The sequence below is a fragment of the Bacillus sp. E214 genome, from assembly GCF_008087365.1.
GTDB lineage: Bacteria > Bacillota > Bacilli > Bacillales > Pradoshiaceae > Pradoshia.
Map to the genome: position 1 here is coordinate 984,402 of NZ_VENN01000001.1, position 15,340 is coordinate 999,741.

The 15,340-nt window shown below is 36.1% G+C and carries 14 protein-coding genes; 3 read left to right on the forward strand and 11 right to left on the reverse strand.

Annotated elements, in window-relative coordinates:
- Positions 1-390 precede the first annotated feature (390 nt).
- The 3 genes from FHY47_RS04565 to FHY47_RS04575 all read right to left on the reverse strand — a co-directional run bounded on the left by FHY47_RS04565 (position 391) and on the right by FHY47_RS04575 (position 2,264).
- Positions 391-879: a prolyl-tRNA synthetase associated domain-containing protein gene (locus FHY47_RS04565; RefSeq protein ID WP_066103692.1), complete on the reverse strand. Its 489-nt coding sequence runs from the start codon at positions 877-879 to the stop codon at positions 391-393.
- 311 nt (positions 880-1,190) lie between these two features.
- Entirely contained in the window at positions 1,191-1,610 is a 420-nt protein-coding gene (locus FHY47_RS18850; protein WP_066103690.1) for a hypothetical protein, read from the reverse strand.
- A gap of 207 nt (positions 1,611-1,817) precedes the next feature.
- On the reverse strand, positions 1,818-2,264 hold the full coding sequence (locus FHY47_RS04575) for a DUF6376 family protein (protein WP_066103687.1): 447 nt from the start codon (positions 2,262-2,264) through the stop codon (positions 1,818-1,820).
- A 384-nt stretch (positions 2,265-2,648) separates the two neighbouring features.
- On the opposite strand from FHY47_RS04575, the gene FHY47_RS04580 reads away from it, so the two are divergent.
- The 3 genes from FHY47_RS04580 to FHY47_RS04590 all read left to right on the forward strand — a co-directional run bounded on the left by FHY47_RS04580 (position 2,649) and on the right by FHY47_RS04590 (position 5,798).
- On the forward strand, positions 2,649-3,071 hold the full coding sequence (locus tag FHY47_RS04580) for a hypothetical protein (RefSeq protein WP_066103686.1): 423 nt from the start codon (positions 2,649-2,651) through the stop codon (positions 3,069-3,071).
- A gap of 556 nt (positions 3,072-3,627) precedes the next feature.
- Complete coding sequence (locus tag FHY47_RS04585; protein ID WP_066103684.1) at positions 3,628-4,533, forward strand: sulfurtransferase; 906 nt, start codon at positions 3,628-3,630, stop codon at positions 4,531-4,533.
- Positions 4,534-4,748: 215 nt separating this feature from the next.
- Positions 4,749-5,798 carry an aldo/keto reductase gene (locus FHY47_RS04590; protein WP_066103682.1) on the forward strand — a complete coding sequence of 350 codons (1,050 nt, stop codon included), beginning with the start codon at positions 4,749-4,751 and terminating at the stop codon, positions 5,796-5,798.
- A 74-nt stretch (positions 5,799-5,872) separates the two neighbouring features.
- Here FHY47_RS04590 and FHY47_RS04595 read toward each other — a convergent pair whose 3' ends face one another.
- The 8 genes from FHY47_RS04595 to uxaC form a co-directional block, all read right to left on the reverse strand.
- Entirely contained in the window at positions 5,873-7,027 is a 1,155-nt protein-coding gene (locus FHY47_RS04595) for a thiolase family protein (RefSeq protein WP_148629743.1), read from the reverse strand.
- 55 nt (positions 7,028-7,082) lie between these two features.
- Positions 7,083-8,060: an NAD(P)H-dependent flavin oxidoreductase gene (locus FHY47_RS04600; protein WP_066103678.1), complete on the reverse strand. Its 978-nt coding sequence runs from the start codon at positions 8,058-8,060 to the stop codon at positions 7,083-7,085.
- Between the two features lie 537 nt (positions 8,061-8,597).
- Entirely contained in the window at positions 8,598-9,053 is a 456-nt protein-coding gene (locus tag FHY47_RS04605) for a HutP family protein (RefSeq protein ID WP_066103676.1), read from the reverse strand.
- Positions 9,054-9,429: 376 nt separating this feature from the next.
- Positions 9,430-9,810, reverse strand: coding sequence for a helix-turn-helix domain-containing protein (locus FHY47_RS04610; protein ID WP_066103674.1), 381 nt, complete (start codon positions 9,808-9,810; stop codon positions 9,430-9,432).
- Between the two features lie 350 nt (positions 9,811-10,160).
- Entirely contained in the window at positions 10,161-11,909 is a 1,749-nt protein-coding gene (locus tag FHY47_RS04615; protein WP_262365966.1) for a glycoside hydrolase family 3 protein, read from the reverse strand.
- 18 nt (positions 11,910-11,927) lie between these two features.
- Positions 11,928-12,770, reverse strand: a complete 843-nt coding sequence (locus tag FHY47_RS04620; protein WP_148629744.1) for an HAD family hydrolase — start codon at positions 12,768-12,770, stop codon at positions 11,928-11,930.
- Positions 12,771-12,846: 76 nt separating this feature from the next.
- Positions 12,847-13,893 (reverse strand): mannonate dehydratase, encoded by a 1,047-nt coding sequence (gene uxuA, locus FHY47_RS04625; protein WP_066103670.1) that lies wholly within the window; start codon positions 13,891-13,893, stop codon positions 12,847-12,849.
- A 20-nt stretch (positions 13,894-13,913) separates the two neighbouring features.
- A complete protein-coding gene (uxaC, locus tag FHY47_RS04630) occupies positions 13,914-15,332 on the reverse strand; it encodes a glucuronate isomerase (RefSeq protein ID WP_066103668.1) in 1,419 nt (472 codons plus the stop codon).
- Positions 15,333-15,340 lie beyond the last annotated feature (8 nt).

Consider the following 15,340-nt stretch of genomic DNA (forward strand, 5'->3'; position numbering starts at 1 on the left):
TAAAAAAACCTCCATTTTTGTTGATGGAGGTAGGGTTGATATTAGTATGGATTTATGAAATAGAAGCATAGTTTGTACTGTGAAAGTTATCTTTCTCTATAGCTTCATATGCAGGATTGAGGGTTGTCCATTCCCTTCCTAACCGCTTCCATATATTCCTCCGCCTAAATATTATTGTATCGGCGTATGGACTGTACTGTCCAAGTTCAAACTAAATCGATATCTTCTAATTGATCCAACTTCACTATCACTACCGTCTAAACCGCATGATTACATTTTTGACTTCAACCTACTAGTCCAAATTTATGTTAATTTTTTATTTAGTGCTTTTGCATTTAAAACACACTCGATTATTTAAGTTTAATCATTCACTAAATTTGGTTGGTTTTATTAAAGTTCAACTATCGTGTACTCATACCCGATTGTAGTTATAAATTTATACATATCTTCTGTAGACATAAATAGAGTTTTAGTGTTGTCATTAGGGTGGAACGTTATTAATCTTTCTGAGAGCATCTCTTTATCTAAATAGACTTTTATGTCGTGTTCATCATTGTTTAGCAATCCAAAAATAGAAACAAAACCAGGAGATAACCCCATTTTTTCCATTAACCGTTCGGAAGAACCAAAGCTTATCCGTTTTTCATTGAGAATAGTAGCAAGATGATCCATATCAAGACGCTTTGCTCCATCCATTATAACTAAATAAAACGCATTCTTTTTTTTGTTGGTAAGAAAGAGCGTTTTAGTGCGCACCCCTTCTTTCCCATCAATATATTTGTCTGCTTCAGCTGTTGTCCAAGCAGGAGGGTGTTCAACTACTTCAAATGGAATATTCATTTTAGTTAAGGTATTATATACAATTTGATATTGTTCCATAAAGAATAGGCCTCCATCATTACAGTTCTGAATATTGTTATTATATTAAAATATTTTATCATAAAAATCCCGAAGTATTTGCCTTCGATAAATCAATCTTGAAAAATCTTATTAATCATTTTAAATAATGATCACTAAGCTAACCAATAGACCATAACAAAAGAAACTGCGATCTGATGTGAACCCAAGAAGTTAGATTGGACTCTAACTGGGGTTTCAGTACAGATCGCAGTTCCTTTAATTTTATCAAAGCTACGCTACTAGTAAATAATTAGAATCTATAACCATTAAGTTTGCTTCGCTTATTTTAGCTACCGATTAATCAGAAATAGAAAAGCTAGTACTACAATTAATAATGCAATAAAAACTGACATCCACCCGATCTTCACCCTTATTAATAAACGGTCAACAATAAAGAATGAGATGGCAGAAATAAGACCAAAAACTTGTAACATTGATCCGAAAACAACATGAAATAAAAAGGAAGCAATTTCACGAATTACCCCTTTTTTTGAAAGCTTCCTGCTAAACCAGTCACTAAATATGGATGTCATAACCCCGTAGGTAATAACAATCATAAAATTCATATAATATAAATTATAAAATAAATCCCCTTCAAAACCCGCTGGTATTGAAAAGATAAGGGAAAATATTAAACTACTAACAACGGCCGTTACTATTTTCCTCTTTAAAATAATCGATATTTCCCCTATTTTATCTTGTTTGCTCAAACATAGCACCCCTAAGAAAGATTAGTATTTAATATAAATATTCGATAATCCATCATCTATACCCTTTTTCATTAACGTGCCCCTTTATCTCCATAAGAGGTTTAACAAAAAAACATAAATCCTTCCTGGATCAACGGACTGATAGTAGTACAATAAAAAACTGGCTACAGGATTTTAAATCCTGTAGCGCCTCAGTAGAATATTATTTTATTCGCTTAATTTCTTAATTTGGCTTAACAGATCATTATAAACAGCGATTTCCTCCAATAAACCAATTTCCGAAAGTAATTCTGAACTTAATGTGCCTGCCTCTATATTTTCTAAATACAACTCAATACCACTTGCTAGTTCCATATTATGCTCTACCACTTGATTATGGATATCCTCTAACATAGCCGGTGCTTCAAGTATATTGAATTCTTCTAATTCATTTTGCATTTCTGTTAATAACTCTTCTAATTGAATTTTTGAATTTAAATCGTTTATTGCTGCTTCTGCTACAGTTGGTAATTCATTTGCAAATTGATTTACTTCATCGATGTAATCCGTAGCCTCCGTAACATAATTTAAAGAATTTGACACTTCCTCTATTGTCGAACAACTCGTCAGAAAAATAGTCATTGGTAAAATAAGCATTGATAATAATTTTTTCATTCTTTTTCCTCCATCCATTCCTCAGTATAAACAAAATATATATCCTAATCGACTCATACTGGCCAAGTATATTTCATACCATTATCAGTCATCCAATTTATTAATTTATGGAAGAATCACTCTACTCAATGTAAAAACAACATTTATCTTTAACAAAAGCTCTTTTAAGAATAATAACAAACCTACTGATATCTTCTAGTTTAACACACTAACCGATTACTCCATTTATTCTCGATCCAATCAAAAGCAAACATTCAACTATAACAAAACAATCTATTCCATGATTGTATATTTAATGTTAAAGAATTATTGCCCACACCCTTAATCAAACCAAATAATATACTGTCGTTAGCCTATAAAAAATTGAATTAGGAGTGTATATTAATGGAATATTATGATCGACAAATCCCCGGGCTTCCCAATCTTCCGTTTCCTATTCCAGGATGGCCTGGAACATCAACAGGATGGCCGAATACCAATACTGGAATGCCCGGCACAGGTGGTTCACCAACTGGGGGCACACCCCCACCTTCACAGAATACGATTAATATGTATCAATATCTTCTACAAAACCCGTCAAAAGGCCAAGAGGTTCTAACATCAGGTACATGGGTTGGTTCAGGAACTGGAACAACTTTTGGGGTGGGCTGTGATAGACGCTGGACAATTATGCTTTTAAATAATGGTCGTTATGTATTAATGTGGGTCCTATCAGCAAGTCCGTTTGGTAATACTACAGGAATCATTTTTCCTACTTTTACTTTTGCCTCTTTCCCTACATCTAGTATATTAGCTTATAGTTGCTAATTATTAATTATCTAGACATATGTAAATACCACGAATCTCTTAATATGACGGTAAAAAGTCAACTATCTGTCCACCGATACTATAAGTAAATCACTTGCGGTGGATGGATATTTTCTCTCGAAGTATACATACCATCGCAATATAAGATTATCCAAACAACGAATGAACCCTAGAATCGCTTATTATCAAACTACTTAATCAAACCTAAAAACTTTCAGGTACAGAATTCTATTTATCGGACTAGTATTTGTAACGTAATGCATTTTATATGTATTTCTTTAATGATACTTTTACGAAAGATAAATGAAGGAAAGACTCCCTGTTTGACAGCTTATGAGACAATCTCCCGTTGAGATAAGTATGTTACGTATCAATGTTTTAGAAAGGCATCAAATATCAATTTTTCATAAACAGTGTCAAATAATTATAGACTTTCCTGATAGTTATTGGGATCTAAATTAAATTGTCACTGATGTTAGATAAAAAGCTAATTCATAGTATTTACATGGAAATTATTATATATTTAACAGAATAACTTATATAGGAGGAAATATACATGCAAACAATTCCTATTATTGTTTCTACAGAATGGTTATCAAGCCGACTTGATGACCCTAAATTAAGATTAATAGACGTAACTACTCTTATGAAACCCTTAGAAAATGGCAGTATCACACTCTCATCAGGTAAGGAATCATATGAACATGAACATATACCTGGGGCGGTGTATGCAGATTTAATAAATGAACTATCTGATTCCGCTTCTGATTTACCATTCACTGTTCCTGATAGAGATTATTTCATAGAAAAGGTTTCAGAATTAGGAATCGGCGATCAGGATACTTACACTGTAATCTATGACCGAGGAGCGGTTGTTGGGGCTCCATTTTTTGCTCCATATTGGGCATCTCGTTTAAGATGGCAGCTTAAATATGAGGGCTTAGACAATATTGCTATTTTGGATGGAGGTTTGCCAAAATGGATTGAAGAAGGTCGTCCTGTTACTACTGATCAGACATCCTATCCAAAAGCTTCGTTTACAAGCTATAGAAGAGATCATTTATTAGTTACAATGGATGAGGTTTTAAAATCTATAGATGATGATTCGGTTATTCTAATCAACAGTCTCTCTCCAGAGGATTTTCGCGGTGAAACTAACAGTTATCTGAGAAAAGGCCATATACCCGGCAGTGCCAATGTATTCTTCGGATGCCATACTGATTCAACAACAAAAAATGTTCTTTCTGATGAAGAATTGAAGGATAACTTTGCGGATATCGGTGTATTTGATTCCAATAAAAAAGTAATCACCTATTGCGGTGGCGGAATCGCTGCTACCTGGAATGCTTTAATACTAGAAAAATTAGGTGTGCAAAATGTCGCGGTGTATGATGGCTCCATGAATGAATGGGCCTCCAAGCCTGACCTACCATTAGTCACTGGAAGTAAAATGATAGATTAATTGATAATTAGAGAAGATCCTCAAATCATTCGGTTTGGGGGTCTTCTATTATTTATTACAAGGTTGGGGAGTATCGGTGAATTATTGAGTGAATCGGCTGAATTATATAAGAATTCAGCTGGATTATCGGTTAAATTGAAATGTTAGGAAGGATTCTTACTCAAAGATAAAGAAATAAGTACGCAGAAAGATATTCTGAGGATGGGGTTGGGAAGTTGAATAAAGATGAGATTCTAATGAATAATGGTTCTGCAACTTCAAAAGCTACTTCTGCATATTTAGATAGGCATGGAGTTATAAAAAGAGAACTTTCTTGTTTTTCAGTCTCTCCAATCGCCATTGGCACACATTTAGGCAGTATGGATGAAACAGACTCTAGACTTTATCGAACTTCGATTGAATATGGATTGAAAAATGGTATCAATTTTGTAGATACAGCAATTAACTATCGAGGAATGAGATCAGAACGTGACATCGGCTTAGTTTTATCTCGTTTAATTGATAATGGAACAATAAATCGCGAGGAAATAGTGATTTCTACAAAAGCCGGAATTATCCCAGGAGATAATGATGCAGGGCTTGTACCTAAAGATTATTTACAGAAAATACTCCTAGATGCAGCAATAGTTGAAGAAGCCGATTTACATATCGTAGGAAATCAGCGACACGTTTTGGCTCCTTCCTATTATCAGTTCGCAATCGAACAAAGTAAGAAGCATCTCAGAATAAATACCATTGACATCCATTATATACATAATCCCGAACTCTCAATGGTGGTTTTAGGAGAAGAAGCTTTTTATCATCAGCTTGAATCACTTTTTTTATTTTATGAGGAACAAGTATCCAGGGGAAATATTCGTTATTACGGGTTTGCATCCTGGGTTGGATTATTATGTAATCCTAAAGAGAAAGGGTATGTATCATTGGAGAAAGTTATGCAAACTTTAGTAAAAGTTGTTGGAGTAAATCATCATTTCAAATTTCTACAATTCCCCTATAACAAAATCACTCACTATGCCAAAACAAGACGAAATCAACAAGTAAATCAAAAATTTCATACTGTTTTAGATGCCGCGAAGGAATTTGGGTTAACTACAGTGACCAGCGCTCCATTTAACTTAGGTAAATTAATTGATAGAGAATGTACTCCAGACGATTATTTACTCTCCATTTTGGGAGAGCAAAACATTAGCTCAGTAATGGTGGGAATGAAACATCCGAACCATGTGGTTAACAATCTTAGATTAATACAGATAAAACATTAAAAATAAAAATTAGTGAATTGAGTAGAAGGCATAAATCTGATTTATGCCTTCTTTTGTTCCAAATAATCAATGTTTTATTCTATTATTCTTTCAATAATAGTAGCATTCGCCATTCCTGCTCCCTCACAAATGGCCTGTAAACCATACCTACCCTCTATCCGTTCTAATTCATGCATTAATGTAATCATGACGCGAGCGCCACTAGCTCCTAATGGATGACCAAGTGCAATAGCTCCTCCATTAACATTTAATTTTTCTGGGTCAGCTCCAAACTCCTCCATCCAGCATAAAGGAACAGGTGCGAATGCTTCATTTACCTCATATAAATCCATATCATTAATGGTTAAACCGCTCTTTTTTAATACCATTTTAGTAGCCTCAATCGGACCTGTAAGCATTAAGGTTGGGTCAGAGCCTATTACTGTTCTGGAGATAATTTTAAAGCGCGGCTTTAATCCCAATTGGGTCGCTTTCTCTTTTGACATAATAAGAAGCGCTGCAGCACCATCACTCATTTGACTCGCGTTACCCGCATGAATGACTCCGTTTTCTTTGAAGACGGTTGGTAGTTTGGCCAGTTTCTCCATTGAGGATTCACGACGCGGTCCCTCATCCTGAGTGACTATAGTTTTAGTCCCGTCATCATTAACTACTTCTATTGGCATGATTTCTCGTTCAAAACGTCCTTCCTCCTGTGCCCGGATAGCCTTTTGATGACTTCTAATTGAAAATTCATCTAGCTGATTTCGGCTAAATCCCCATTTTTCAGCAATTCTCTCTGCAGATAACCCCTGGTTAATTAATTCATAACGCGGAGACAGTTCTTCACTTGGTTTTGCATGTAACCTATTTGACCCCATTGGCACTCGAGTCATACTTTCAACTCCACCTGCAATTACAATATCCATATCACCGCTTAAAATAGCCTGTGCAGCAAAATGAACCGCCTGTTGACTTGAGCCGCATTGACGATCAATCGTTGTGGCAGGTACATGGATTGGGAAATCGGCCATCAGTACAGCTGATCTTGCAATGTTTATGGCTTGTTCTTCAACCTGAGAAACACAACCAATAATAACATCTTCAACCAGACCACTTGAAATACCAGCTTTCTCGGTAAGTTTACGTAAAACTCCTGCAAGTAAATCATCCGGACGAACTGAACTAAATACTCCCTTTCTTTTCCCGACTGGAGTCCTGACTGCTTCCACAATAACCGCTTCTCTCATTAGAGGTTCCTCCTTTAAAATTCACCTTGAAAATCAAATAACTTTTTTTTTAGATTCATAACTTAGTAGCTGCTGTTGAAGGTAATATGTCTAATGCTTTCTCATATTCCTGCTGCAAAGTTTTAATAATAGACTCTATTGGTTGAATATCTTTAATCGACCCTACTCCTTGGCCTGCAGACCAAATATCCTTCCAGGCTTTTGCTTCATTTTGTTGACGAACCACATTCATTTCGCTTTTCCCCGGTAGGTTAGCTGGATCCAAACCAGCTTTTTTGATACTTGGTGTGAGGTAATTTGCATTCACACCACTAAAGGTATTCGTATAAATAATATCGCTGGCATTCGATTCAATTAACATTTCTTTATACCCTTCTTTAGTAACCGCTTCCAAAGAAGCGATAAACCGAGTTCCCATATAAACAAAATCAGCACCAAGCACTTTTGCTGCAAGAATTTCTTGTCCGTTTGATATACAACCTGCCAAAATAATAATTCCATTCCAAAATTGTTTAACTTCAGCTATAAAGGCAAACGGATTCAACGTCCCTCCATGACCACCCGCGCCATTGCAAACAAGAATTAATCCATCTACTCCGGCCTCAGCTGCTTTTTTTGCATGCTTAATGCTTATAACATCAGAAAAAACCAGCCCGCCATATTCATGGACGATTTTAACTTCATTTACCGGTTTTCCAAGTGACGTAATTACGATAGGTGGTTGGTATTTCTTTATTAACGCTAAATCACTTTCATAACGATGATTAGTAGAATGAACAATTAAGTTTACTCCCCAGGGTGCTATTTTTTTGTTTCTATGTTCTTTCTGTAATCTTACATGTCCATCCTTTATTTCTTGAAACCATGCCTCCAATTGTTCCTCAGTTCGTGCATTTAAAGTTGGAAAAGTACCAATAACCCCGGCATTACAGCTTGCAAGTACCATTTCAGGAGTAGAAATAATAAACATTGGTGAAACAATAATCGGCAAAACGGATTGCTCCGCTAATTCTTTGACACTTTCTTTTCTCATTTGTTCACCACCTCCAATTTTTTTATCATTTTTTGATTTTACAACTACAAATTTCTGTTTTGGAATAAATAGAATCCTGTTGTCTATTTGATTTTTGAGAAAAGATTATGTAGAGTTTTACTAAAATCTTTATATTGGCGGTCTAGTTTGGATGGTGTATAGGATGGTGAAAGTACACCTTAATTTATGATCAATTACATAAAAAGCCCAGATTCAATTCCCTAAACAAGATACACTCTATTTCAAATTAGATAAGTAAAAATCCCCTCCATCCATTTAACTTAATGTGTAATTTTTTCAATTAGAATCTTTATTCATTAGCTACTTAAAATCACTGCATATAATACTTTTTCAACAACAGTTAGATATTCCCTTTAAATTACCGATAAAATGATTGTGTTTCTGTTTTTTTAACCATCCATACACATGGTCCTGCCTTGATCAAACATGTTATTCATAAAAAATATAAAAAGAAGACTTCACTAGGAAAAATTATTCCTGGTGAAGTCTTCTGAATAGGGTGACAGATAGCGCTGACTATAAATGATTAAAACCAAGGCCTAATGTTTCCTGTTCAATCCCTTTTTCCTCTGAATCAGACCGTCCATAAATGCAAACACCAATCCATTCATTGCCCGTGCTTATTTTTTTATTTTTACCTCTTACTATGCCATAGGTTAAATCAACTTTTTTAAGTAAGTCACCTACTTGAATGGTCCCTCTGCCGACTCCTTGTACTGCCTCTAAAATGGTATGATATAACGTATTTCGTTCATTGTAGGATTCCGAATTTATAATTCCCTTTGTTTTTGCACTTGCTTCAATGACAGAGATGACTTTATTCAAGTCGATAGATCCTATACTTCCCACAGTATACCGGCAATTTTCCATGTTTAACTGCTTCTTTATCATTTCTCCCGCTTCATTGTTATGTAAGAGTACCAATAAAGAAGTTAACTTGCCCATCGTGAAATCGTGATCCTGTATGATCATCTTTAGCACCCCCTCAGTAAATAAAGCAATTGCCAAGTGAGAATAAATTGTCCTTAAACCATTTTAATAATCACAACTTAATATTTCGTTTATTAGTGCTTTTTATACTTATAAACAAACGAATTCTTGGGAGCTAACTAAATTGAACATCTTTATCCCATTACTATATATGTATTTTAATTCGAATCGATTTATTTATGTTTTTTTAATAGGAGGGATCTTTTTTCAAATTTTCATTTGCATCCCTTTAAATCATAAATACGTAAACTTAAGGTGTAATTCATTCTATACATGCAAAACAGACCGACTTGCTATGCAAATCAGGCTGCATGTTGAAACCTAATTTTATTTTGCTATTTATTTAGAATCCTGACCCTTATATTTTCTTAACTGGACCAAAATGATCCTCTAAAGCAACCTGCAGTATGCCGATTGAACGTTCCAGCTCTTTTTTCATTAACTTTCGGTAAATTTCTAATTCTTCTTTCCCTTTATCCGTTAAATAATAAATAAAAACTTCTTGAACATTTTCTTGTGGATCGCCGAGTATTTCGGTTCTTTTTTTTACGAATCCGGCTTTATACAATTCTTTATAGGTTTTATAAATTTCCGTATGGGTTGGCGAATAGCCAAATGGTTTAAATTTTTCTCTTAAATCATTTAACACCATGGAACCATAGTCCCTTGGATGAGAAGCAATCTCCAGTAGATAAAGCTTTAAAAATGCTTTTTGTTTTAATAAGAATCCTCTGTTCATTCCCCTCACCTCTTACATTAGACATCACTTTTAATCTTATATTATCAAATTTTTTCTTTCTTGGTGGGTTTTGTGATTTTTTCTTGGTGGCTGGGTTTTTAGAAAAAAACTATGAAGATTTGGAACATAGTTTGTTTAGTTCTTATTAATAAAAACATATGTTATTTTCTCTCATAAAAAGTAATTTTAAATGTTACCGGAGTTATTATACTTTTAGTGTTAATTCATTGAAGTTTATTATCTTAAAGTTAGAATGAACCATTAAAAAAGCGGACCCGCATGCTTAAAGCATGTAGATCCGCATGTTTTTCGTGGATTGAATATAATTTCAATATATCAATGACCGTATATTATAGTCTTGTATCCCACTTATTACACCAAACGTTTTCATTTGGTGTACCATGGAATTCTGATTCACCCATGATCTTGTCAATAACCGCTTTAATTGTGATTTCAGTATCTTTGTATGCATTAATATAGCATTTTACCATTGGCACATCAGTTAAGTGTGTTGTGAAGTTCAATGATACGAATACGGTTGGAACTTCATGTACATACCAAGGGATCTCGTTTGCCATAGCCGTTTTCCATCTGATACGGTAGTTGTTTTCTGCACCATAACCGATGACATTGGCAAATACAAGAGCTGCATCTACTTCTTCACGATATTTTAATGTTGGGCCTTTAACACGAGTGTCACCTTCGTTAACGGTTACTTCAAAGCCTCTGCTTTCAAGCTCTTTCACAATATAGTTAAGAGTTTTGTCATCGCCTTCATAAATGCCGCCTTTTTCTCCTTCTAAGAAATACAGACGAATACGTTTATGTGTTTCTGGGCGAATTGGCAATTGATCCAATGTGTTTTTAACAAGCGTAATTCCTTTATCTGCAGCTTGTTTAGCACGCTCGATATGATCTTCACAGCCAATTACTTTTAAGTCTTCTTCATTGCGGAAGATGGAACCGTCTTTTTGCGCTTTGTGCAAGCCTAGTGTCGCTTTAAAGCCCAGGATTCTTTCTAATGCATCTTGAAGTCGTTCTTCTGTAATGATTCCATTTTTGTAACCATTTAACATGAAGTTGTAGTCTTCATCAATATCGTTGAAGAACAAGAACATATCACAGCCTGCTGCAATGGATTGCGGTACATATTCTTCACGTCTCATCGCTGCTGTCATACCAAGCATATGAGATGCATCAGTCAAGACTAGACCGTTGAAGCCTAATTTGCCTTTTAGGAGACCATTAATTAATTCTGGCGCTAACGTAGCTGGCAAGATATCACGGTCTTCTAATTCAGGTACTAATGCTTTTTGATATTCTGGCAAAGCAATATGACCGGCCATAATAGAGTGTACACCGTTCTCAATATGATTACGGTATACTTCACCGAAGGATTTTTCCCATTCGTCTACAGATAATTCATTTACGCCCATGACTAAATGCTGGTCGCGTTCTTCTGTTCCATCACCAGGCCAGTGCTTAATGCAAACACCAACATTACTTTCTGTTAACCCTTTAATGTATGAATTTGTGTGCTTGATAACCGGTTCAGCAGTTGTACCGTAAGCACGAGTATTTACGATTGTATTTCTCCAGTTTTTTAGGATATCCACACATGGGTCGAAGTTCCAGTTAACACCAACCGCATGCGCTTCACGACCACTTACATAACCTGCATCAAAGGATACTTGTTCATCACCGGAAGCTTCACACATAGCAGCAGACGCCACATATGTACCATCGTTCACAGCACCATTACCGCCTGCATCACAGTTCGCTGCTACTAGTAATGGAATTTTGGAATCCTTTTGAAGTTCGTTGATAAGTGCTTGTACTTTATCGGATGTAGCCCCCATATAACGAGCCCCGCCGATATGGTATTTTTCAAGCAGTTCTTTGTTTGTGAATGTATTACCGCTGAATTTATCATCACCAAAGAAGAATAGGTTAATAAATAACTGACCGATCTTCTCTTCTGTAGTCATTCCAGCGATTGTATCTTTAACCCATTTAATATCTTCATCAGATAGATTATATGGCTTTGCTTTTAGATCAACCTTTGGCATTGGGATGTTTTTAGCAATTTTTTGAATCATCTGGACTTCCTCCAAACCTTATTTTAAGTTATCGTTGAATTCCTTAATCAATTGTTCTTGGTATTCTCCTGCAAAGCTGCCGTCTAAGAATTTAGCCAAAGCTTCGTTTTGAAAACGATCCCAAGAGAATTTCTCTTTACCAACAAGAATTGGGTAATAAAGAACGTCATTTACCTCAGCAGCAGATAAATCTCCAGGAGCATCACCGATCATCAATACACGAGTGTTTTCATAACCGAATTTTTTCAATTGCTCTATGCAGTAAGCTTTAGTACCAGCTTCTTGTCCAAGCATGACATCAACATGTACGTTTAGTTCATGTCTTGTCCATTCATCAAGTACAGCTGCACCATTTGCTGATGATACAATCGCTACATCTGCTACATTATTAGCAGCTTCCAGCCCAGCTTTAGCTCCTTCAACAGGTTTATCGTTACCAGCCAATTCTTCTTCAATCGTACGGTTAACCGCATGGCTCCACTCTAATGCTTTCTTTAATTGCTCGTCATTTGTTTCAGCAATCGCTCTTTCAAGTGATGGATTGGAAAGTTCATTCGTTGTTTCAGCCCATTTTTTGAAAGAAGTGATATCAGGCATTTCAATGCCTTCTTTTTCTAAAGCTTCGAAAGTAGCGACAACGCCTTTAAAGCGGTTGATTCCTCTTGTTCTTGTGTAAAGGTTGATATCATTCCATACTTTTAGGAAACGATCTTTAATGTGATGAAGCTCCCATACGTCTACTGCACGCGGTCCAAATGCTTCTTCGTGTTTTACACCCATCGTATCCATTGCGCAACCATCGGAATCAACGCATACTAAAAAGTCTTTTGTTTTAACAAATTCTTTGATGTTGTCCTTCATTTCTATACTCTCCTTCTATATGAATAAGCCGATACGAATTCTTACTTGGAAGATTCGCATCGACTTATTTTAATCATTAGCGATTATTTTTATTTACTGCTTCCCATAATCCAATTAGGTAAGTAGCACCTAATGCACGATCATATAAACCGTAACCAGGCTTACCAGTTTCGCCCCAGATCATACGACCGTGGTCAGGACGGATTGGTCCTTCATAGTTGAAGTCTTTCATTGCTTTAATCACTTCATACATATCAACAGAACCATACTCAGATGGGTGAGCACTTTCTTCGAATGACATTCCGCCTGTTAATTTAACGTTGCGGGCATGTACAAAGTTTACGCGGTCTTTCTTACCAAAGTAACGAAGCATTTCTGGGAAATCGTTATTTGGGTGAGAACCAAGTGAACCGCTGCACATTGTTAAACCGTTATATGGGCTGTCATATAGGTTAACGAATCTTTCTAGGTTTTCTTTGTTTGTGATGATACGTGGTAATCCAAAGATATCAAATGGCGGATCATCTGGGTGGATTGCCATTTTTACGCCAGCTTCTTCTGCAACTGGAATAATTTCTTTAATGAAATACTCAAGGTTTTCCCAAAGTTTTTCATGATCAACATTTTTGTAGTGATCAAATAATTGTTGCAGGTCTTCTTTTTTATAGCTGGAATCCCAACCTGGTAAAGAAAGTTCACCTGTTAGTGGATCCATTTTCTTAGCTACTTCTTCTTCGAAGATAAGAGCTGTAGAACCATCTGGAAGACGGTATTCTAAATCTGTACGTGTCCAGTCAAAGATTGGCATGAAGTTGTAGCACACAACTGGGATACCAGCTTTACCAAGGTTACGTAAAGTCGTTTTGTAGTTCTCGATATATTTGTCACGAGTTGGCAAACCAATTTTGATATCTTCATGAACCGGTACGCTCTCGATAACAGAGATGTGCATACCAGCATCTTCTACAGTCTTTTTCAATTCTTCGATTTTATCCATCGGCCAAGCTTCACCAACCGGGATATCATAAATAGCTGTTACAATTCCTTTCATACCTGGAATTTGACGGATGTATTCCAAAGGAATACTATCAGTTTTTCCATACCAACGGAATGACATTTCCATAGTAAGTTTCCTCCTAAAAATTATTGAAGATCTATATTAAAATAGTTCTTAGCGTTATTAAAGCAGATGTTTTCAATTAAGTTTTGCAGCAATGCCGGATCATTTGGAATTTCGCCAGATTCTACCCAAGTACCTATTAAGTTACATAGAATGCGGCGGAAGTATTCATGTCTGCTATAAGAGATAAAGCTACGTGAATCTGTCAGCATCCCTACAAAGTGACTTAATAATCCTTGATCAGCTAAAGCTGTCATTTGGCGAATCATGCCTGGTTTAGTGTCATTGAACCACCAACCAGAACCAAATTGGATTTTACCCGCGATTCCTTCTTCGTTTGTTTGGAAGTTTTGAATCGTTGTACCAATCAGTTCGTTATAAACAGGATTCAAATTATACACAATTGTTCTAGGCAGGGAATCCCTGATTTCTAACGCGTCTAGCAGCGCATTTAATGGTGCGGCTACTTCGCCTTGATCACTGATGGAGTCAAAGCCTGCATCAGGTCCTAATCTTTTGAACATTTTTGTGTTGTTATTGCGGATTGCACCAAAGTGAAGCTGCATTGCCCAGCCTCTTTCTGTGTAGGCCTTTGCAAGAGCAATCATGATGGCTGTCTTGAATTTATTTTCATCCTCTAGGCTTACAGCTTTACCGCTACGGCCAGATTGATAAATTCCATCTAATTCGCTTTCATCGAATTCAGCAAATGGAACCTCTGATAGGCCATGGTCAGAAATTCTGCAGCCTTTTTCGTGGAAATATTGAACTCGATCCAATAGAGCCGCAATATAATCCGCATAAGTTGCTAATGATTTGTCAGCAACCTTTTCAAGAGTCTCCACGAATGGAACGAATGTAGCTTTATTGATTTCCAATCCTTTGTCAGGTCGGAATGAAGGAAGAACCTTCACTGGGAAATCAGGCAATTCAGCGATTTGCGCATGATACATAAGATCATCCGTCGGATCATCTGTCGTGCCAATTACTTTTACATTTGAGCGTTTGATGAGTTCGCGAACAGAAAAATCATCTTGCTGCAACAATTCATTACAACGGTTCCAAATGCTTTCCCATGTTTGTTCGTTTAATAATTCTTCAATACCGAAGTAGTTTTTTAACTCAATATGAGTCCAGTGATACAAAGCGTTTCCAACTGTATATGGAACAGTTTTAGCCCAAGCCTCAAACTTCTCCTTCGGATCGGCATCACCAGTAACATACTTTTCAGGAATCCCATGTGCTCTCATTGCTCTCCATTTATAATGGTCACCTTCGAGCCATAGTTCAGTTATATTTTTAAATTTACGATTCTCTGCAATATCCTTTGGGGATAAATGGCAGTGGTAATCATAAATAGGCATATTCTTAGCGTATTCATGATACAACTTCACAGCTGTTTCATTTTGCAATATAAAGTTTTCATGTATAAATGAACTCATCCGCTTTA

Coding starts and splice junctions, on each gene's coding strand:
- FHY47_RS04565 (WP_066103692.1), bottom strand. CDS start 879: ATGGAACAATATCAAATTGTATATAATACCTTAACTAAAATGAATATT.
- FHY47_RS04575 (WP_066103687.1), bottom strand. CDS start 2,264: ATGAAAAAATTATTATCAATGCTTATTTTACCAATGACTATTTTTCTG.
- FHY47_RS04580 (WP_066103686.1), top strand. CDS start 2,649: ATGGAATATTATGATCGACAAATCCCCGGGCTTCCCAATCTTCCGTTT.
- FHY47_RS04585 (WP_066103684.1), top strand. CDS start 3,628: ATGCAAACAATTCCTATTATTGTTTCTACAGAATGGTTATCAAGCCGA.
- FHY47_RS04595 (WP_148629743.1), bottom strand. CDS start 7,027: ATGAGAGAAGCGGTTATTGTGGAAGCAGTCAGGACTCCAGTCGGGAAA.
- FHY47_RS04600 (WP_066103678.1), bottom strand. CDS start 8,060: ATGAGAAAAGAAAGTGTCAAAGAATTAGCGGAGCAATCCGTTTTGCCG.
- FHY47_RS04605 (WP_066103676.1), bottom strand. CDS start 9,053: ATGATCATACAGGATCACGATTTCACGATGGGCAAGTTAACTTCTTTA.
- FHY47_RS04610 (WP_066103674.1), bottom strand. CDS start 9,810: ATGAACAGAGGATTCTTATTAAAACAAAAAGCATTTTTAAAGCTTTAT.
- FHY47_RS04615 (WP_262365966.1), bottom strand. CDS start 11,909: ATGATTCAAAAAATTGCTAAAAACATCCCAATGCCAAAGGTTGATCTA.
- FHY47_RS04620 (WP_148629744.1), bottom strand. CDS start 12,770: ATGAAGGACAACATCAAAGAATTTGTTAAAACAAAAGACTTTTTAGTA.
- uxuA (WP_066103670.1), bottom strand. CDS start 13,893: ATGGAAATGTCATTCCGTTGGTATGGAAAAACTGATAGTATTCCTTTG.
- uxaC (WP_066103668.1), bottom strand. CDS start 15,332: ATGAGTTCATTTATACATGAAAACTTTATATTGCAAAATGAAACAGCT.